The organism is Metallosphaera yellowstonensis MK1 (assembly GCF_000243315.1).
Taxonomy (GTDB): domain Archaea; phylum Thermoproteota; class Thermoprotei_A; order Sulfolobales; family Sulfolobaceae; genus Metallosphaera; species Metallosphaera yellowstonensis.
The window spans coordinates 475,688-493,154 of record NZ_JH597768.1 but is presented as its reverse complement, the minus strand read 5'-3'; the positions used below and the strand labels follow the sequence as shown (position 1 = coordinate 493,154).

Here is a 17,467-nt window from a genome sequence, read left to right as displayed (position 1 = left end):
AGTGGTGAGCCATTTGTCTGAGGATTTTGACGAAGGGGAGGACGTTCCCAATAGTGGAGCCGAAGAGATAAGGGGAGAAGATGAGGAAGAAGGAGTCCCAGCTATGTCTTTGCAAGACATAGAGTTACTCTCTAAGAATACGGAGGTGTGGTACAAGTTAATATCTGGCAAGATTGGCATAGAGGAGGCTAAACGACTCTTCGAGGAAAACTCGTCTACTACTCAGACGAAATCTGAGAAGTCTAAAGCGTCAAAGAAGAAAAGCCCTAAAAAGAGTAAGAGCACGAAGAAGAGTAAGGGAGAATAATGTTTAGGCTCATTTATGGGAGTTCTAAGGACTTCTACTATATCATTTCTTCCATGTCTAAGATTACAGAGAAGATTATCCTTAATTTTACAGATGAAGGAATAAACAGTAAACATTTGACAGAAGATAAGGTTATGATGGGTGTGATAAGCGTCCCTAGGGATGCTCTAGATGAGTATTCACTCGATAAGCCTTTGTCAATAGAGCTGGATTTGGGAGAGATAAAGAAGATCTTTGCCAAGGCTAAGTCGAGTAGGTCTAGTATGGAGATATCCGAAACGGAAAGCGGTATAAGGATTACGGTGAGAGATGAGAAGACCGGTACTAGGACTAACCTTTACCTGAAAGGAGCTAAAGCAGAACCACAGGTTCTGAAGGAGCCTAATGTCACTCCCTCGACGATCCTCGTCATGAAAGGAGAGACTCTGAAGATGCTAGTGGATGAGGGCCTTGAAGTTGGGGAGGAGATAACGTTGAGATCAGAAGCCGAGGAAGTGATAGCCGAGGTTGAGGAACTAGGGAAGAGATACGTAGCGCATCTGAGAAACTCGAAACCCCTATCTAAGCTTGAAATTGAAAGTCCTGGAAGTGCAAGGTACAGTTTGCCAGTCCTGGAGAAACTGGCGTCTACCCTTAACTTTTCAGACGAACTGGAAGTTGGGTTCGGTTCGGGTATACCCCTCAGGACTCAGGTGATCCTGGATAGAGGTGCCCTGATAAAGTTCTGGGTTGCCCCTAGATTATGAGAGAAGTAAATTACTAATCTGCTCGTATTTTAGAAATATTCTTTTTTATATTTCTTTAGGAAGAAAGATAGAATTATTGATACGACCATGAGCCCAAAGAGGTATACCAAGTAACCTGTGCCCTGGTTTAATTGCGTTCTATCCTGGCCTAACGTTAAACTGCCCTCCTCAATCCTCTCAACCGATATGATGACTTCAAATTGATCATATTTGGTCTCTATAACTGCGTGGTACGTTGAATTGGGCTTAAACTGAAATAAAGGGAAAAATAGTGAAGTAGAATTTAACACTTCGTATTCCAAACCTGTAGTGACGTTCTTGAGGGTATTCTGAAAATTTATGGCTATTCCATCAGATAAATTATAGACAGATACATTAACTGAAGGCTCAATGGTAACCTTCAGGCAAACATCCTCGTTGAGGGAATTGAGATGGTAATGGAATGTATACGAGGCTCCTCCCAGGAGCATCGTGGTGATCAACAGGAGTGTCACATAGAGATCCCTCATTGTTATATAACTATATAAGGTAGCTCGATATATAGCATTCAGTATGTCATCGACGACTCCCAATCCTTATAATTGGAAATTTGCTGCAATAAGCCAAGGATATCTCATTGTGATTTCCATTATCCTAGGCTTCTACCCCAAGTACTTCTTGGAGGCGTTTATCTCATATTTCATCATAATTATGGCGATAACTTTCTCCATGACTTACAAGTCCAATCCGATGTTGAGGGATAGGAAGTTGATGCTTGAGGTGGCCAACTCTGGCACACTATATGAGGAAAAGAACGCCAATGAGCTCATAACAAAGGATCAAGATTACCAGAGAGAGTACATGCAGTTTGCAAAGAAGAACATGATGATGTTATTCTCATATTTAATATATATTGTCGTTTTGTTTTTCGTCTATAATTACGTTTCCAAACTAGCAACAGCACAAACTGATCCCTACTACAGACTTGGAGTATATTTGGCTTACTTCGAAGTGATATATCTGTTCGGCTTCTTCGTTTACAGGAGACTATTTAGACCCTCAATGATGTCTACTATGGCACCGTTAAGTTATAAGGTGACCGAAAAGGGGATAATAGGCTCTGGCGGAATGTCGGTTTTCCTTCACGCTAAGCATCTCCTTAATTCGAACATGGTATTAAATAGGGAGAAAAAATACGTTGAAATCGACTCTACTTCAGCCAAGTATCCCTACAAGATAAGACTTTACGCTAAAGACGTGGACAAGCTAGTGGAAATGTTGGAGAGGGTGAAGAGGCTTGAGCTCAAAAGACAGTCCTCTTCTTGATGTTTGAGAAGTGAAGATGAGTGTAGAGAGCGATAGCGTTATTTGTGATGGCTCCATCTAAACCGTCCTTGATACCTTTCCCACTACTTGTTTTGAAAGCGAACCTACTCTCATTGACGTATTCGGGAGCGGAGTAATGAAATTCGTGACCCCTTATGCTGTCTCCCTCATCGGCCAACATGTTTGGACTTATGGACTTGAGACTTCTATAGCCTAAGGTGAGCTTCCCAGGCATGAAAATTCCTATGTCGTAAAGTCCTACCATATCACGTTTAGTCTGATCCTGTCCCTTAATATACCTAGAAAGGTACATTAGTCCCCCGCATTCAGCCAGAATGGGTACTCCAGAACTTGCTGAGTCTAATATCCACTTCTTTGTCAAGTGTGCCGAACTCAGCTCAGAGGTGAAGAGCTCTGGGTACCCACCTCCTATGTATATGAAATCAGCGTCCTCTACCCTCTCATTTTCTAGAGGACTAAAGAACCTTAGCTCATACCTCTCCCTTAACCTGTCTAAATTCTCTTCATAGTAAAAACTAAACGCCTGATCGTAGGCTACTGCTGCAACTCCATGAGTCTTCGTTTCAGGGCTCTCATGACTCTCTGGCTCTAGTTCTAATTTGCCTGCCGATTCTGCTACCTCCATCACTGAATCCAAATCAACGTAGCTCTCTACTAGACTGGCTACCTCCTTCACTATCCTCTCTGCGTCCCTAAGAGTTTCTGTAGTGAATAGGCCCAGGTGCCTAGAGGGGATCTTAATATCCTTTACAAAGGGAATATAACCTAGAATCTTTACATCCTTTACTCCGCTTGCACAGTAGTTGAAATGTCCCTCAGAACTTATCCTGTTAAATATCACTCCCTTAACGTCAGCCCCTGCATAGCTCTTCAACCCATAGACTATTGCGCCTACCGTGCTACCCATAGCACTACAATCCACGACTAGGACGATGGGTGTCTTCAACGTTTTAGAAAGTTGGAAGGTACTATAACTCATGCCATGACCGTCGTATAATCCCATGACCCCCTCAATTACAGCCAAATCGAATCCTCTGGAGTACTTTACTAAGCTCCTCCTCACGCCCTCCTCCCCCATCATGAAGAGGTCCAAGTTGATTGAGGGCCTTCCTGTGGCCAGCCTATGGTAACCCCCGTCTATGAAATCGGGTCCGGCCTTGTAACCTCTAACCTTAAGCCTTTTTGCCAACGCCGCCATTATCCCTGAAGAAATGAGTGTCTTCCCTGAACCGCTCCTGTCGGAACTTACTATAAGTCGAGGGAGATGCAAGATATTCGCGGTAAGTTTAGTATCTCTGGGCCTTAAGAACTCTTTTGTTAACACTGTTTCAGGGTTTACTGTAGAGTTCGGATAATATTAGAGAAAGAGGAGAAACCTATAGGAGCGACCCCGACCACACCTGCTGAATTCCACGAGCGTAGGGAAACCAGCATATCTTGAGACTACTACCTACCTTTGGGCTGAATCCTTTTTCACATTAATAGAAATCTTTTTATATTGTTTATAATATTTTTGTTGATAAAGGATGATCTCTCACGCCGATGTGGGCTCTGCCCAAAAGGGTGGGAGTGATCTGGGATGTGAGCCCCGTGCCGTTGGGCTCAAAGGAGTCCCATGACCCACCTACCGTTAAGGCTGGTGGGTGGTTGAGGGCTAAGTCCCTACACTTCATCATGATTGAACATAAGATGAGTGAAATGAAAGTGTAGGGACAAGCGGAAAATCCATCCACATCTAGTATGGTTACAATTGATTTTAGCTTCAAGGGGTTCGGGCTTCATTGAATTTTCATGAATTTGTATCCAATCCTCAGCCCTTGAGCTTCACAGGGGTCGCGGGGAAACCCGTTACTCCTCCGCCCCCTTAACGGGGTAACCTAAACCCACCTACTCCCAGAGGGAGTGAGAAAGAGTTGGGGAAACCCGCACATCTTGAGGAAGATGTTGAGGGATGCGTTCAGTTGCCTGTCCAAGGTGAAACCACACCTCTCACAACGAAAAGTCCTACCTTTCGGGAAACCCGTCCACATCTGGGGCAGGACTTGGAAGTTAAATGCGGGTTCACCTCCTTAACTAGGGAGCCGTATAGTGGGGCCTTGTACTTCAACACACGGTGGATCGACCTCCATACAGTCCTTGAAATCTTCTTAGAAAACCTGTCGTTAGCGTCTTGGAACATCTCTTGTTTGTTCAGTTTCTCTATAGCGAACGTAGTCACGGGATACATCTCCAGCAACTTGTTCACGAACTTGTGAACGTAATCTAGGACGCTGTCCCTTTCACGGTGTGAGTACTTCTCCATCAACACTTTCCCTTTCCTACCGTGCTTTGAAGCGAAGGACTTGATTCTACCCCTCTTCAACTCCATCCCAAACTTAAGGCTGTACAACTCCCTCAAGGAGAAAGTGACGAACTTCTCGCCGTCGTAAGCGTCCAGCGTGTAGAGGTTACTGTCAACTGCCAGGAAGTCTAGGGGAGTAAACCAGGGTAATCTGTAACGGAATGGTAGGTGAACCTTGTCCTCCTTTATCACGGGCTCACCCAGTTCTAACCCTTTGACCCTCCCTGAAAACCAGGTGTGGGATCATGAGAAGGTAATGTACTCATACGGTCTTACAGTAATCCTCACACTCTCACCCTCAACCTTCCTCAGAGTAGACTTAACCCTTACGTAAACTCTCTTCAGTTTAGGTTTCCTCAGTGAAGCTCGCCCCTTCTCGGCCCTCCTCCTCCAGCTCCTCAACACGGAGTAAGCGTCGCTTATTGCCTTATCCACGTAGTGGGAAGCTAGGACGTTGACCTTTTCCAGTTCATCCCTCAACGTCTTGTACACTCCCTTCTTCTCTGGGAGGGTTATCTTGACCTTCGTGAGGACTTTCTTATCCCTCCTGATCTCTCTCCTCTCAACCTTGATCCTCTCCCATAACCAGTCTAAAGCCCTCTGCAGTAGTTTTTTGTAGTTCTCCAGCAGTACCCTGCTCTCTCCCCCTTATCATTCTTCAGGGAGTAAGTTAGGTAGACGTATTCCTCCTCTGGTTGAAACGATTTAGGCCTTAATTTCCTCGATGCACTTCTTCACCTTCTCATACTTGTGACTCCCCATACCATACAACTTTCCGCTAAAGGAGACTAGTATAGAGATTAAGTCTTCGACCAGTTCCTGCTCTGGTGTTTTGTCCTCCCTGTTCAACACCACGAGCTCGCAGTTGTGCGCTTTGCACACTTCCTCAAGTATCTCGAAGCCGAACCTAACAAGTCTGTCTGGGTAGGCTATGATTACTTTTGATACTTCGTTATTCAGTATCATACTTAACAACTTGACGAATCCTCTCCTCTTCATGTTTAATGAAGATCCCACGTCTGTTATCACCTGGTCGTATTCCTTAACGTTCTCTTCTAGGTATTTAACTTGGTTTACTAAATCATCTTTTTGTGTATTTGATGATACCCTAGCGTAAAGTATCACTTTTCTCTTTCTAATAATTCCCATCAATCTTTCGACATCCTCTTCCCTGAACCTCCACTTCCCGCTCTGTAGTACTATTGGTTTTATGTACCCTTTCTTAACGTAGCTCTGCAACGTGCGGTAGGATATTCCCAGTTTTTGGCACACTTCCTTAGGTTTCAGCATTATAATTAAACTCACATACAAAGTATATAAACTTCACGGCTTATCGGAAACTGTTGACTATGGCGCCGGGGGCGGGATTTGAACCCGCGCAGGGTTGGCCCCCACTGGCTGTCCGTGCATAACTCCAGGCCAGCCCCTTGGTCCGCTCGGGCACCCCGGCACTATGTCACACAAAAAACCATTACCTACATGGACTATATAAGCTGAATCTCTATGTATACGTCCTCTGGGACCTTTACCCTCATCAGTTGCCTCATAACTCTCTCGTCAGCAGCTATATCAATGACCCTTTTGTGTAGAGACATTTCCCACTTCTCCCACTTCTTCCTGCCTTCTCCGTGGGGGAGTTTGAGCACTGGAACCTCCATTCTCCTGGTAGGTAATGGGATGGGTCCCTTCATGTTTACACCGGTCTTCTCTACTATCGCCCTTATCTGGTTAACAACGTAATTGAGATCATTAACATTGGTGCTCCAAAGTCTGATTCTGGCCTTATTGGGCATAAAACCAACACCGTATTAAGGGAAAAATCACTTTATCTCTATCTTACTGGGCTTGACGTCGTTTATTACTCCGACGCCCACCGTTTTTCCCATATCCCTCATTGCGAACCTGCCCAAGGCTGGAAACTCACTGAACTTCTCTACACACAGGGGCTTGATAGGTTTGAACTTCACTATAGCAGACTCCCCTTGCTTAATGAACTGTGGGTTCTTCTCTGCCTCCTTGCCTGTCTTTGGATCCAACCTGGACACTATCTCAGAAACCCTGCATGCTATGCTTGCGGTGTGAACGTGGACTACTGGAGTGTATCCCACTGCTAAAGCTGTAGGATGCCAGACCACTATTACCCTCGCAGTGAATTCCTCAGCGACTGTTGGCGGATTAGTTGTATGACCCACTACGTCGCCTCTCTTTATATCCTTCTTGTCGATACCCCTGACGTTGAATCCTATATTATCACCAGGCTCCGCCTTCTCCAACTTGGTGTGATGGGTCTCGATAGATCTTACCTCAGCGGACTTACCTGCTGGCATGAACACGACTTTGTCTCCGACCTTCAAAACTCCGCTCTCAACCCTGCCCACTGGTACCGTACCGACACCGGAGATTGAATAGACCTCCTGAATGGGTAACCTGAGTGGCTTATCCACTGGTTTAGGAGGTATCTCAAGTACGTCCAAGGCCTCCTCTAGAGTTGGTCCGTTATACCATTTCATATTCTCTGATCTCTTAGTGACGTTCTCCCCAGTTATTGCCACTACCGGAATGAATTTAACCTTGCTCATGTCGAATCCGAAGGACTTCATGAACTTCTCCACGGTGTCTTTTATTTCGTTAAACCTCTTCTGATCATAGGGAGGTTCGGTGGCATCCATCTTAGTAACAGCCACGATCACTTGGTTTAGACCCATAGTCTTCGCGAGAATTATGTGTTCCCTGGTCTGGCCCTCAACGCTCATTCCTGATTCAAACTCCCCCTTCCTGGCTGAGACTGCCAATATTGCTGCGTCAGCCTGACTGGCCCCTGTAATCATGTTCTTGACGAAGTCTCTGTGACCAGGTGCATCGATAATTGTGAAGAAGTACTTCTTAGTCTCGAACTTCATGAAGGTTAAGTTAATGGTTACGCCTCTTTCTCTCTCCTCTTTCAGCCTATCCAAGAGGAACGCATACTTCTCCGACTCCTTGCCTAGCTTCTTGGCTGCCTCTTCTGCCTCCTTAATCGTCTTTTCGTCCAAGAAACCCCTTTCCATCAAAAGCCTTCCTACTAAAGTACTCTTACCGTGATCCACGTGGCCTATTACTATCAGATTCAAGTGCGGTTTTTGAGACATGTAGCTTCAACTCCCTACCGCAATCTTCCATCCAGTTAATAAAAGTTTAGCTATTTATCTGGAGCTTAGGGCTATTCTTTCCATCTCTTCCTTCTTCCTTATTGCATAACTCTTTGGGTCTCCCGTAGCAGCCGAAATTATTTCGTCCGCTAAGGCCTCCTCGATGGGTTTGGGATTGTTGAACGACACTTCTCTAGCTCCCTCCACAAGGTGCCTTAACGCTATGTCAACCCTACGTTGAGGGGCAACGTCTACTGCTACATAATAAACTATTCCACCATACATTATCCTTGTAACTTCCTCCCTCGGAGCAGAGTTCTCTATGGCTCTCACTAGAATTTGTATCGGATTTTGTCCTGTCCTAGTACCTATCAACTCGAAAGTCGCCTTCACGATGTTGTACGCTAAGACTTTCTTTCCTTTGTTCTTACCAGGTCTCATTAATTCATTTATCAATCTTTCAGTGATTGAAACCTTAGCTTTTCCAAACCTTCTATGCTCATGCCTGCCTCCTGAATGGGGAAGGTAGACTGGCATTAACGAAATATACTTCTTTAGACTGGGATCCCTTATCTCAACATTGGTGTCCCACTTCCCAAAGACCCTTATGTCCAGCTCAGAGAGTTGGTAACTATCCATTTTCTTCCCTCTTAGTGACGTCCGACAAGTTAAAATAACTATTCATAAAGGGTTTAATAGCCTTCTTGGGTAACATTAGAATTAATGGTTGCACAGGAACAGGAGTACATCAAGGTCAGTAAGGTAGATGCGTTCATATCGCCAATGAATGGGGTACCAGTAATAGTGTGCTATTTGGAGGACGGAAGGGAGTTTAATCTGTTCTACGTACCCGCAGATATAGTTCAGGCTATAAATAAGCTCCTAAGACCAGACCAGGTAGAGACTACCTACACATCAGAACTTGCTAAGCGTGAGACTGTTTATGATATAATTTCATTCATCCCGGAGATAACGGAGCAGTTAAGCAAGAGGGTAACGTATATAGCCATAGATGGAATCCTGGATGATATATACCTGGCTACCTTGGAGCTCAATTTCGGGGGACTGGTTATTCAGAAGAGAATGATACCGAGCCACGCCATATATCTAGCTCTCTTAACTGGTAAGCCCATATTGGTCAAAAAGGAATTGGTCGACAGATCCCAGGAGAGGGGTTTTAGGAAATAGAGATTTACCTGACCGGCTTCTGCTTTTTACCCTTATATAACGAGTCCAGAGAGACACCGTTGACCATTATCACCTTATATCTTACTCCCGGCAGGTCTCCCATAGATCTCCCCAAAGTACCTCCGATACCAGCTATTATGACCTCGTCGTGTTCATCAATGAAGTTAACTCCTCCGTCACCTGGGACGAACGCAGTGACTACTCTACCGTTCTTGACCAGCTGAACCCTAACGCATTTGCGTACAGCAGAATTTGGCTGCCTAGACTCTATACCCACTTTCTCAAGAACTATACCCCTAGCCATCGGAGCTCCTTGAAGTGGATCAAATCTCTTCTTCAATTGAAGGACTCTAGTCTTGAACTTCCTCTGACTCCATCTAAACTTCAATCTCTTGAGCCTCAGTTTCCTTGCCGCGAATATACCCTTAGGAGATTTTCCTACCAAAAGGACACCTCTAGTTTATTATCACGGAGTCTATGTCCATATATCTTTTTAAAATTATTTTGGCCCTCATTACATTTTTCCCTCCCTTCCCTATGGCTATGGCTTTATCCTGGGGATCCACGGTCACATGAACGGTTTTCTTGGAGTTGCTATCGATCAGCTTAACGTTTCTGACTCTAGCAGGAGACATAAGATTCCTTATTATATCTTCCAAGTTTTCACTGTAGGCAACAACTTCTATGTCTTTTCCTATAATTTTTTTGAGCTTCCTGATGTTTGAACCTCCCTTCCCTATGGCCATACCCATGTTCTCTGGGTCTACCAAAAATATTATCCTGTTCCCCTCCTCGTCAATTACGCAGTCCCTAACTGTAACCCTTGTAACGTCCTGAAAAAGTGACATGTAACGCATTTCTTCTGGAGTTAACTTGATATCAGGCAATCCCGTATCACCTTGTCTGCGATAGTTCTAGGATCTTTGACTCCCCAGGATCCTCTACACCTATAGTTGATATAAGGAAAGGCCTACCGGCTAACGTACCTAACTCCCATCCACTTCCCCTATACTCCACCACTGGAATTCCAGCTAAAGCCGCATACCTCTTCACATCCTCTCTTATGTCACTCCTTACTGTGGAAGCTAAGATTATTCCTCTCAGCTTACCAGCCTTCAAGGCCTTGACAGATCTCTTGCTACCGAGGATCACCCTTCCGGTCTTCAAGAGGACCTTTATCTCTGACTCGAAAGTTATAGACTGAGACATAACTTTTCACCTAACCGCCAAGCCTCATTAAAAGCTCTACCATTCCTGTACCCAATTTTATTGGTTGGCCGATTATAATGTTTTCTACTACGCCCTTAAATTCTTCCATGTCTCCTCTGGCCGCGGCGTCGAGGAGATGTTTCACCGTAACTTCGAATGCTGCTCTCGCCAGGACACTGGTCTTCTCACCTGTCACTCCGTGACGTCCTATTTGTCTCACTTCACCTGTCCTCGTCATTATATCGGATACCAACTCTATATGCCTTATATCCACATCCAGGCCTTGTTCGTCCAGAACCCTCTTTATCTCCTTCATTATCAACTCCCTTACAGCCTCTATCCCTAACACGTTCTCCACTTCGTGTAGGTTGTTGGTTTCTATTCTCCTTATATCAATACCTTTAACTCCGAGAACTCCCTCCAGGTTTGAACCATCTGTGATTATGACGTACTCCTCCCCTCTCTTCTGCACTATGGCCCTCTTTATCCCCTTAACTCCTTTGATCTTAGTTGAGAGAATCTTTTCCCTTACTTTAAACAGTGCCGTTATACTGTCCATGGACTCGAATGATATCTGTATGGTACGCTCATCAGGCCTCTCGATCTCATACTTACCTAGCTTCAGTTTCTTTATGGCTTTCTCTACATCCTCTACTGTAAGACCCTTGTCTTCCAGTAACGTGGGATCGAGATGTAGAGATATTGACATAGAGGCCACATCAAGGCTCACTGTCTCAACCACGTTTTCTATCCTCGTATATTCTATTTTTCTCGCTACCTCAAGGGCCTTTTCCCTATCGTTAGCATACTCCTTTTCCAGGTAGATAGTCATCATGGGAGTTGAGGGAACCTTTCGAGCGTCCACTATCTCGATCAGTCTAGGCAGGCCTAAAGTTACGTTGAGTTCCCTTACTCCTGCAAAGTGAAATGTCCTCAAAGTCATCTGCGTACCCGGTTCTCCTATCGATTGTGCAGCAACTACGCCTATTGCCTCACCAGGGTGTACTAGAGAGCCCAGATAATCCTTAACTGCCTCATCGATTATCTTTTTTATTTCGTCCCTTTCTATGGGTATTTGGCTGTTGAGTATTGCCTCCCTTAATTTCGCTACCACATTTTTAGGTAAAGTGTTACTGATCAGCTGAAGCTCTTCTTCCAGGAATTTCATGTCCGACTCCGATATCAACTCTTTCACCTCCTCCATCCAACTACTCTCTCTATTATTCTATCAACATCCACTGTTTTACCATGCGCACTTCTCATGGGATGAACGCCGTCTCCACCATATATGGTTTGGATAACCTCTCCGTATAACGTTCTAACCGTTCCATCATATTCCATCCTTAAGTCAGAAAGAGCATTAATTAGCCTTCTCTGCATGTATCCGCTTTGAGATGTTCTGACTGCCGTGTCCACTAGACCTTCCCTTCCGCCTGCTGCGTGGAAGAACATCTCTACCGGATTAAGACCGCTCCTGAACGAAGAATAGATGAAGCCTCTAGCTTCTGGCGAGATGTCCCCCCTTCTAAAGTGGGGGAGCGTCCTATCACTGTAGCCCCTCTTTATCCTCTCTCCCCTCACCGACTGTTGTCCCAGCATTGCGGCCATCTGAGTTATGTTAAGCACGCTTCCCCTAGCTCCTGTCCTGGCCATTATATAGGCGTTGTTGAAGGGATCCAAATAGGCAGTGGCGATCTCTCCTGCCTCATTTCTAAGCTTGTCTAGGGTATCAAGGATGTAACTCTCCAGAGTCTCTTCCATAGTTCTTCCAGGGATGGGTTCCAGCTTCCCTTGCTTGTACAGTTCGATCAGCTCTAATACCTTCTTCCTGGCATCCTTAGCTCTCTCGGCTATCTTTTCAGATGCCTCAGGGGGTATTGTAACGTCACTCAAAGTCATTGTGAGACCGTGAAGCTCAACGAACCTTAGGAAAACCTTGAACAGGTTATCCATGAGCCAAAGGACATAATCCTCGCTATACTCTCGTACTAACCAATGTAAGACACTCTCAGGTTGCTGATTTCCTAGTGCCTTCTTATCTAGTACACCCATAAGTAACTTACCTTGTTTTATTACCAAGAAGGAGTCGTGGGCACAATCCTCGTCTTTACATGATCTAACCCCGCTAGATATGTTGGCTGGACCGTGGAAGTTAAAGTCTTCAGGTAGGAAATAGCTGAGGATCTGTTTCCCTGTGTAGAGTCTCTTAGGAGCAAGGATCGCAGGTTCTCCTAATGCCTTGGAGATATCGGCAACTCCAAGTATAGTCTGAACCTCGGATTCGGTCAAGAGAGTAGTCTTAACTGTAAGTAGATATGCTCCGCTAATGTAATCCTGGGCGGAACCTATGATGGGGCCCCCGTACCTAGGGGTTAAGATATTCCTGTGAACCGTCATTAACTCCCTCGTCTCTGCTATGGCCTCTTCTGACTGGGGTACGTGGAGGTTCATCTCATCTCCGTCAAAATCAGCATTATATGGAGGACAGACCAATAGGTTTAGTCTAAACGTGCGGCCAGGAAGAACTCTGACTCTGTGGCCCATCATGGATATCCTGTGAAGAGATGGTTGTCTATTGAATATCACTACATCCCCATTTATTAAATGCCTTTCTACCACAAAGTTGGGAGCTAACGTAGATGCGAGTTCCTTCCTATCCTTAACGTATCTTAGGTCTATTCTCCTACCATCGGGCCTCACTACATAATTGGCACCTGGCCACTTTTCAGGACCATTGATCACGTATTCCCTCAGTCTGTCAAGATTCCATTTGGTGACCTTTTCAGGTACTGTGAGTATCTGTGCGATATCGTAAGGTACTCCCACCTCATCTATGCTTATGTTGGGATCTGGAGATATCACTGTTCTAGCTGAGAAGTCCACCCTCTTACCGGAAAGATTGCCTCTAAATCTACCTTCCTTTCCCTTCAGTCTCTGGGCTAAAGTGCGTAAGGGTCTCCCTGACCTATGCTTTGAGGTAGGTAGCCCTGGAATTTCGTTATCGAAATAGGTCGCCACGTGGTATTGGAGGAGATCCCAAAGGTCCTCCACTATAAGTTGAGGGGCTCCAGCATCTATGCTCTCCTTTAGCCTTTCGTTTATCCTGACTATATCCACGAGCTTATGGGTTAGGTCATCTTCCGCTCTAATTCCGCTCTCTATCATTATGGAAGGTCTGATAGTTATTGGAGGTACTGGCAATACCGTAAGTATAATCCATTCTGGTCTGCTACTCTTGGGATCGTAACCTAGCAATTCCACGTCAGAGTCTGGAATCTTCTCTAGCCTCTCCCTAATGTCTAATGGGGTTAGCCTTACCATACCTTCCTTTCTCTCTTCATAGAAATTATATGGTTTCTCTAGCTTAATTTTGAGCTGTTTCTCCCCACAGTGAGGACATGTGGGGGCTTTCATCGAACTCTTCTTCACGTAATCTATTAGTCTCTTAGCAGCAGAGGGCCACCTCCTCTTTATAGCCTCGTGGATCTTCTTGTACTTCTGGATTTCGTCTTCATGTAACTTAACTCGACCGCAACGTCTGCAAGTAGATCTCAGGAGATCATAGACGTGCTTGACAAAGCCAACGTGAATTACGGGCCTTATCAGCTCGATATGCCCAAAGTGTCCAGGGCAGTTACCTATCACGTTACCGCATACTGGGCACTTTTGACCTGGCTCTATGACTCCCAGTCTAGGATCCATCACGCTCCCTTCTATCGGGGTACCGTCTTCATCATAAACCTCAGCAGTGATTATGGCAGTGACGGACATCTTCCTTATCTCATCTGGTGAAAGAATCCCAAACCTTATACCCTTCACTATCTTTTCGTTAAGCTGTATCCTCTCACTCATTGGAATTTCCACCTCCTATTGATACTTTATCGCCAAGAACTAACCTGGGTGCAATTACCATACTCATAAGCTCCTGCAACAATAGCTTAAATGCGTAGGAAATTGTTACTGGAGATAACGTGGTCTTATCTCCATGTATAGGGCAAACATATTTGTTCTTGGCCCTATCGTACCATCCAACGTAGCCGCACTGATCACATACGTACACTACCGCCCTGTCTGAGTTATCCAGAAGTCTATCTTTAATCAACATTGCCGCTCCATATCCTATCAGACAGTCCCTCTCCATCTCTCCAAACCTAAGTCCACCTTCCCTAGCCCTACCCTCTGTGGGCTGCCTGGTCAATATCTGGACTGGACCCCTTCCCCTACCATGCATCTTGTCTGCCACCATATGATGCAACTTCTGATAATACACTATGCCAAACAATATTCTCGATTTTATTTTCTCACCTGTTCTTCCGTCATACACCACTTCTGTTCCGTCGCTAAGATATCCTAGCTCCGAAAGCTTCTTCTGGATTTCTTCGATGGGTAAATTGTAGAACGGCGTGGCATCTATAGGATGACCAGAAGCAGCGACATATTTGCCCGCTATGGCCTCCATGATCTGTCCTACCGTCATCCTAGAGGGAAGAGCGTGGGGATTGAGGATAATGTCAGGCACGAGACCCCTTACCGTATAGGGCATATCTACTTGAGGTATTAGCATTCCTATCACTCCCTTTTGACCGTGTCTAGTGGCAAACTTGTCACCGATCTCCGGTATCCTCAAGTCCCTCACCCTCACTTTAACCAATTTATTACCATCAGATGTCTCTGTGACCAATACTAGGTCTACCGTACCTCTCTCACCGTGCCTGGTTATGATTGATGTATCTCTCTTGGATTGATCTGGTGATAATTCCTTAAACTCTTGGAGGAATCTAGGAGGGCTTACCTTCCCTATTAACACGTCTCCACCCTTGACCTCTACCTCAGGCGAAACGATACCGTTTGACTCCAAGAGTCTATAATACTCTTTTCCCTTATATCCTCTAACTCCAGCCTCTGGAAGGAGTATCTGATCTTCTTGACCTCCGGGATATTTTATCTCTTCAGCAGAGTAAAGTCTGAAGAACGTTGACCTGAACATCCCCCTGTCCACGGAGGACTTGTTCATGATCACCGCATCCTCCATGTTATACCCTGTATAGGACATCAACGCGAAGATTGCGTTATTCCCTGCAGGCCTCTCTGTGTAACCTATCGCTTCTAATGCCCTAGTTTGGACTATGGGTTTCTGAGGATAATGAAGAAGGTGAGCTCTCGTATCAGTACGTATTTGATAGTTGGCAGCATATAGTCCCAAAGCCTGTTTGGCCATAGCTGACTGGTATGTATTCCTAGGTGATTGGTTGTGTTCTGGATAAGGAATTATTGAGGCAGTTATGCCTAGAACGGCAGGGGCCCATATCTCCAAGTGCGTATGATCCTTTGTTACGTCCTTAGGCTCCATGGCAATTAAAGCGTTCTCCTCCTCTTCGGCATCTAGGAATTCGATCTTGCCTTCCCTCACCAAGGTGTCGAAAGTGATCTTGCCCTTCTTCAGATTCTCGATGTCTTCCTTCGCGACCAAAGGCTTGCCATTCCTGACCACTACGAGTGGCCTTCTGACCCTCCCGCCATCACAATTTATGTATACCTCATCGAAGCTCTCCGTGACCATGTGACTTACATTGACTTCATCGCTCAACTCTCCTTCTCTTCTCCTATCCCTGATCTTTTGAGCTAGCTCCTCTCCATCAGGATAATAGCCCACTAACTTACCGTTTAATATTACCCTACTCCAACCCTGATATTCCGAAACGTCCTCCCCAGCCTCCACCTTCCTTATGATCTCGTCCACTGGGGTTACGCCTAGATTGTATAAGGTCTTCTCAACGTTCCTCTCGTTTATACCCACTGAAATCTGAGCTAGTAGGGCTATGTTTTTGACCAGTCCACTGTTGGGACCCTCTGGAGTTTCAAAGGGACACATCCTACCCCATTGCGTACCGTGCAAATCCCTCGCTTCGAAGTTTGGTTGGCCCCTGGCCAAGGACGATACGACCCTCCTTAGGTGGCTGAGCATGGATAGCCAGTTAGTCCTGTCTAAGAGCTGACTTACTCCTGTTCTACCGCCAACCCAATTCCCAGTAGCTAAAGCATGCCTTATCCTCTCTGAGATGATATCGGGCCTCACTAGAGCGTTCAGGGCTAACCTTCTACCTCTCACCTTAGACTTTTCGAGCTGATACACTAGATCCTTCACAAATGCCTTGAACGCGACCCTGAAGAGACTGGCGAAGAGGTCTCCCGCCAGTTTGAGCCTCTTGTTGGCATAGTGATCCTTATCGTCGGGCTCCCTTCTACCTAGATAAAGCTCTATCAGTTTAGATACGGCAAAAGCCAGATAGTACGCCTTAGCCATTCTGTCTGATGGAGACGTACCTAAGTGGGGGAGGAAGTACTTATCTAGGATCTGTTCTGCCTTTTGTATTCTCATCTCTCTCTTCTGGCCTATAGCTACCCTATTTCCTATGAAGTCCAGCGCGTCCTCTTTAGTTGCTATCGAGCTTGCCTGTTCAATGGAGGGAAGTAACTCGTTTTGGATTTCTGGATCCAAAGAGACGGCATAAGTGACGTCTCTATCTGTTGATATCCCCAAGGCCCTCATTAGAATTACAAAAGGTATTCTACCAGGCATTGCGGGAAAAGAAACGTGAATTGTGGAGTCTTTAAGTCTCTCTATAGTTATGGGCACCCTATAGCCTGCCGTGCTCGAAATTATCTTTGCAGTATGAGTTATGTTGGAGCCGGATTTCCCAACGTCCACCAGGACCCTATTTGTGGCTAAGTCCTCCTGGGTGACTATGACGCGTTCACTGCCATTAATGATGAAATAACCGCCTGGGTCCTTTGGGTCCTCTCCTATTTCTACTAATTTTTCAGGGCTGAGCTCTGAGGTGGGATCAGCAGAGGATTTTAACATGATCGGGATGTCACCTATGTGAACTTCTATCGGCTCTCCCTCTATGTTGTTCTCGATGGGAATCATGGTAAGGTAGATTGGGGCAGAGTAGGTTAGGTTCCTCAGCCTAGCTTCCATTGGAGTTATCTCCCTATCTCCCTTGTCTGCCTCCCTCACCCTAGGCTTTCCCACCCTTATTTTGCCCAATTTGATCTTCAGTCCTGGTATTTCCGTTGTTATCTCTCCTTGTTCATCAATTATCTCTTGGAGCTTATTCCTTACGAAATCATTGAAGGAGTCCAGGTGCTGTCTCACCAGCCCCCTTGACTTGAAGTAGGCCTCTACAATTATCCATCTATCGTCTATGGAGAGCATATC

Annotated in this window: 17 protein-coding genes, 1 tRNA gene and 1 pseudogene; 5 read left to right on the top strand and 14 right to left on the bottom strand. The window is 45.5% G+C overall.

Features of this window, described 5'->3' with window-relative positions:
• Nucleotides 1–4 precede the first annotated feature (4 nt).
• Together METMK1DRAFT_RS10270 and METMK1DRAFT_RS10265 are read left to right on the top strand one after the other, a co-directional pair.
• Nucleotides 5–307: an RNA polymerase subunit Rpo13 gene (locus tag METMK1DRAFT_RS10270; RefSeq protein WP_245544620.1), complete on the top strand. Its 303-nt coding sequence runs from the start codon at nt 5–7 to the stop codon at nt 305–307.
• Nucleotides 307–1,053 (top strand): beta clamp domain-containing protein, encoded by a 747-nt coding sequence (locus tag METMK1DRAFT_RS10265; protein ID WP_009073733.1) that lies wholly within the window; start codon nt 307–309, stop codon nt 1,051–1,053. Before METMK1DRAFT_RS10270 ends, METMK1DRAFT_RS10265 begins: the two co-directional genes overlap by 1 nt.
• A 29-nt stretch (nt 1,054–1,082) precedes the next feature.
• On the opposite strand, the gene METMK1DRAFT_RS10260 is transcribed toward METMK1DRAFT_RS10265, so the two are convergent.
• The gene (locus METMK1DRAFT_RS10260; protein ID WP_155812400.1) at nt 1,083–1,523 is read right to left on the bottom strand and encodes a hypothetical protein; all 441 of its coding nucleotides are present in this window, start codon (nt 1,521–1,523) and stop codon (nt 1,083–1,085) included.
• An 82-nt stretch (nt 1,524–1,605) separates the two neighbouring features.
• On the opposite strand from METMK1DRAFT_RS10260, the gene METMK1DRAFT_RS10255 reads away from it, so the two are divergent.
• A complete protein-coding gene (locus METMK1DRAFT_RS10255; RefSeq protein WP_009073729.1) occupies nt 1,606–2,358 on the top strand; it encodes a DUF2208 domain-containing protein in 753 nt (250 codons plus the stop codon).
• On the opposite strand, the gene METMK1DRAFT_RS10250 is transcribed toward METMK1DRAFT_RS10255, so the two are convergent.
• Nucleotides 2,336–3,649, bottom strand: a complete 1,314-nt coding sequence (locus METMK1DRAFT_RS10250; RefSeq protein ID WP_048087822.1) for a cobyrinic acid a,c-diamide synthase CobB — start codon at nt 3,647–3,649, stop codon at nt 2,336–2,338. The genes METMK1DRAFT_RS10255 and METMK1DRAFT_RS10250 overlap by 23 nt on opposite strands.
• Nucleotides 3,650–3,921: 272 nt before the next feature.
• Here METMK1DRAFT_RS10250 and METMK1DRAFT_RS18250 point away from each other — a divergent pair, with 272 nt between their 5' ends.
• Nucleotides 3,922–4,089, top strand: a complete 168-nt coding sequence (locus tag METMK1DRAFT_RS18250) for a hypothetical protein (RefSeq protein WP_009073726.1) — start codon at nt 3,922–3,924, stop codon at nt 4,087–4,089.
• Between the two features lie 68 nt (nt 4,090–4,157).
• Here METMK1DRAFT_RS18250 and METMK1DRAFT_RS10240 read toward each other — a convergent pair.
• From METMK1DRAFT_RS10240 to METMK1DRAFT_RS10215, 6 genes and pseudogenes are all read right to left on the bottom strand, one after another.
• Nucleotides 4,158–5,442: pseudogene (locus METMK1DRAFT_RS10240) on the bottom strand (RNA-guided endonuclease InsQ/TnpB family protein); the annotation flags it as partial.
• Nucleotides 5,426–6,010, bottom strand: a complete 585-nt coding sequence (locus METMK1DRAFT_RS10235; protein ID WP_009073718.1) for an IS607 family transposase — start codon at nt 6,008–6,010, stop codon at nt 5,426–5,428. The pseudogene METMK1DRAFT_RS10240 and the gene METMK1DRAFT_RS10235, both read right to left, overlap by 17 nt.
• A gap of 60 nt (nt 6,011–6,070) precedes the next feature.
• A tRNA-Ser gene (locus METMK1DRAFT_RS10230) sits at nt 6,071–6,170 on the bottom strand.
• 34 nt (nt 6,171–6,204) lie between these two features.
• Nucleotides 6,205–6,513 carry a 30S ribosomal protein S10 gene (rpsJ, locus tag METMK1DRAFT_RS10225; RefSeq protein WP_009073716.1) on the bottom strand — a complete coding sequence of 103 codons (309 nt, stop codon included), beginning with the start codon at nt 6,511–6,513 and terminating at the stop codon, nt 6,205–6,207.
• A 27-nt stretch (nt 6,514–6,540) separates the two neighbouring features.
• Nucleotides 6,541–7,848 carry a translation elongation factor EF-1 subunit alpha gene (gene tuf, locus METMK1DRAFT_RS10220; RefSeq protein WP_009073714.1) on the bottom strand — a complete coding sequence of 436 codons (1,308 nt, stop codon included), beginning with the start codon at nt 7,846–7,848 and terminating at the stop codon, nt 6,541–6,543.
• 54 nt (nt 7,849–7,902) lie between these two features.
• On the bottom strand, nt 7,903–8,487 hold the full coding sequence (locus METMK1DRAFT_RS10215; protein ID WP_009073712.1) for a 30S ribosomal protein S7: 585 nt from the start codon (nt 8,485–8,487) through the stop codon (nt 7,903–7,905).
• A gap of 84 nt (nt 8,488–8,571) precedes the next feature.
• On the opposite strand from METMK1DRAFT_RS10215, the gene METMK1DRAFT_RS10210 reads away from it, so the two are divergent.
• Entirely contained in the window at nt 8,572–9,036 is a 465-nt protein-coding gene (locus tag METMK1DRAFT_RS10210; RefSeq protein WP_009073710.1) for a bifunctional nuclease family protein, read from the top strand.
• Nucleotides 9,037–9,040: 4 nt separating this feature from the next.
• Here the strand turns inward: METMK1DRAFT_RS10210 and METMK1DRAFT_RS10205 are convergent, their stop codons facing one another.
• The 6 genes from METMK1DRAFT_RS10205 to METMK1DRAFT_RS10180 are packed head-to-tail and all read right to left on the bottom strand — an operon-like array spanning nt 9,041 to nt 17,464.
• On the bottom strand, nt 9,041–9,481 hold the full coding sequence (locus METMK1DRAFT_RS10205; RefSeq protein WP_009073708.1) for a 30S ribosomal protein S12: 441 nt from the start codon (nt 9,479–9,481) through the stop codon (nt 9,041–9,043).
• Nucleotides 9,482–9,491: 10 nt separating this feature from the next.
• Nucleotides 9,492–9,923: a NusA-like transcription termination signal-binding factor gene (locus METMK1DRAFT_RS10200; RefSeq protein WP_009073705.1), complete on the bottom strand. Its 432-nt coding sequence runs from the start codon at nt 9,921–9,923 to the stop codon at nt 9,492–9,494.
• A 7-nt stretch (nt 9,924–9,930) separates the two neighbouring features.
• Nucleotides 9,931–10,245, bottom strand: coding sequence for a 50S ribosomal protein L30e (locus tag METMK1DRAFT_RS10195; protein ID WP_009073703.1), 315 nt, complete (start codon nt 10,243–10,245; stop codon nt 9,931–9,933).
• A 10-nt stretch (nt 10,246–10,255) separates the two neighbouring features.
• Nucleotides 10,256–11,431: a DNA-directed RNA polymerase subunit A'' gene (gene rpoA2, locus METMK1DRAFT_RS10190; RefSeq protein ID WP_048087947.1), complete on the bottom strand. Its 1,176-nt coding sequence runs from the start codon at nt 11,429–11,431 to the stop codon at nt 10,256–10,258.
• A 5-nt stretch (nt 11,432–11,436) separates the two neighbouring features.
• Nucleotides 11,437–14,097, bottom strand: a complete 2,661-nt coding sequence (gene rpoA1, locus METMK1DRAFT_RS10185) for a DNA-directed RNA polymerase subunit A' (RefSeq protein ID WP_009073698.1) — start codon at nt 14,095–14,097, stop codon at nt 11,437–11,439.
• On the bottom strand, nt 14,090–17,464 hold the full coding sequence (locus METMK1DRAFT_RS10180; protein ID WP_009073696.1) for a DNA-directed RNA polymerase subunit B: 3,375 nt from the start codon (nt 17,462–17,464) through the stop codon (nt 14,090–14,092). Before METMK1DRAFT_RS10180 ends, rpoA1 begins: the two co-directional genes overlap by 8 nt.
• Nucleotides 17,465–17,467: the final 3 nt, after the last annotated feature.

What these genes read in the sequence shown, in the direction of transcription:
- METMK1DRAFT_RS10260 (WP_155812400.1), bottom strand. Translation starts at nt 1,523, where the DNA reads ATGCTCCTGGGAGGAGCCTCGTATACATTCCATTACCATCTCAATTCC.
- METMK1DRAFT_RS10255 (WP_009073729.1), top strand. Translation starts at nt 1,606, where the DNA reads ATGTCATCGACGACTCCCAATCCTTATAATTGGAAATTTGCTGCAATA.
- METMK1DRAFT_RS10210 (WP_009073710.1), top strand. Translation starts at nt 8,572, where the DNA reads ATGGTTGCACAGGAACAGGAGTACATCAAGGTCAGTAAGGTAGATGCG.
- METMK1DRAFT_RS10235 (WP_009073718.1), bottom strand. Translation starts at nt 6,010, where the DNA reads ATGCTGAAACCTAAGGAAGTGTGCCAAAAACTGGGAATATCCTACCGC.
- METMK1DRAFT_RS10265 (WP_009073733.1), top strand. Translation starts at nt 307, where the DNA reads ATGTTTAGGCTCATTTATGGGAGTTCTAAGGACTTCTACTATATCATT.
- METMK1DRAFT_RS10180 (WP_009073696.1), bottom strand. Translation starts at nt 17,464, where the DNA reads ATGCTCTCCATAGACGATAGATGGATAATTGTAGAGGCCTACTTCAAG.
- METMK1DRAFT_RS10215 (WP_009073712.1), bottom strand. Translation starts at nt 8,487, where the DNA reads ATGGATAGTTACCAACTCTCTGAGCTGGACATAAGGGTCTTTGGGAAG.
- METMK1DRAFT_RS10195 (WP_009073703.1), bottom strand. Translation starts at nt 10,245, where the DNA reads ATGTCTCAGTCTATAACTTTCGAGTCAGAGATAAAGGTCCTCTTGAAG.
- rpoA1 (WP_009073698.1), bottom strand. Translation starts at nt 14,097, where the DNA reads ATGAGTGAGAGGATACAGCTTAACGAAAAGATAGTGAAGGGTATAAGG.
- tuf (WP_009073714.1), bottom strand. Translation starts at nt 7,848, where the DNA reads ATGTCTCAAAAACCGCACTTGAATCTGATAGTAATAGGCCACGTGGAT.
- rpsJ (WP_009073716.1), bottom strand. Translation starts at nt 6,513, where the DNA reads ATGCCCAATAAGGCCAGAATCAGACTTTGGAGCACCAATGTTAATGAT.
- METMK1DRAFT_RS18250 (WP_009073726.1), top strand. Translation starts at nt 3,922, where the DNA reads ATGTGGGCTCTGCCCAAAAGGGTGGGAGTGATCTGGGATGTGAGCCCC.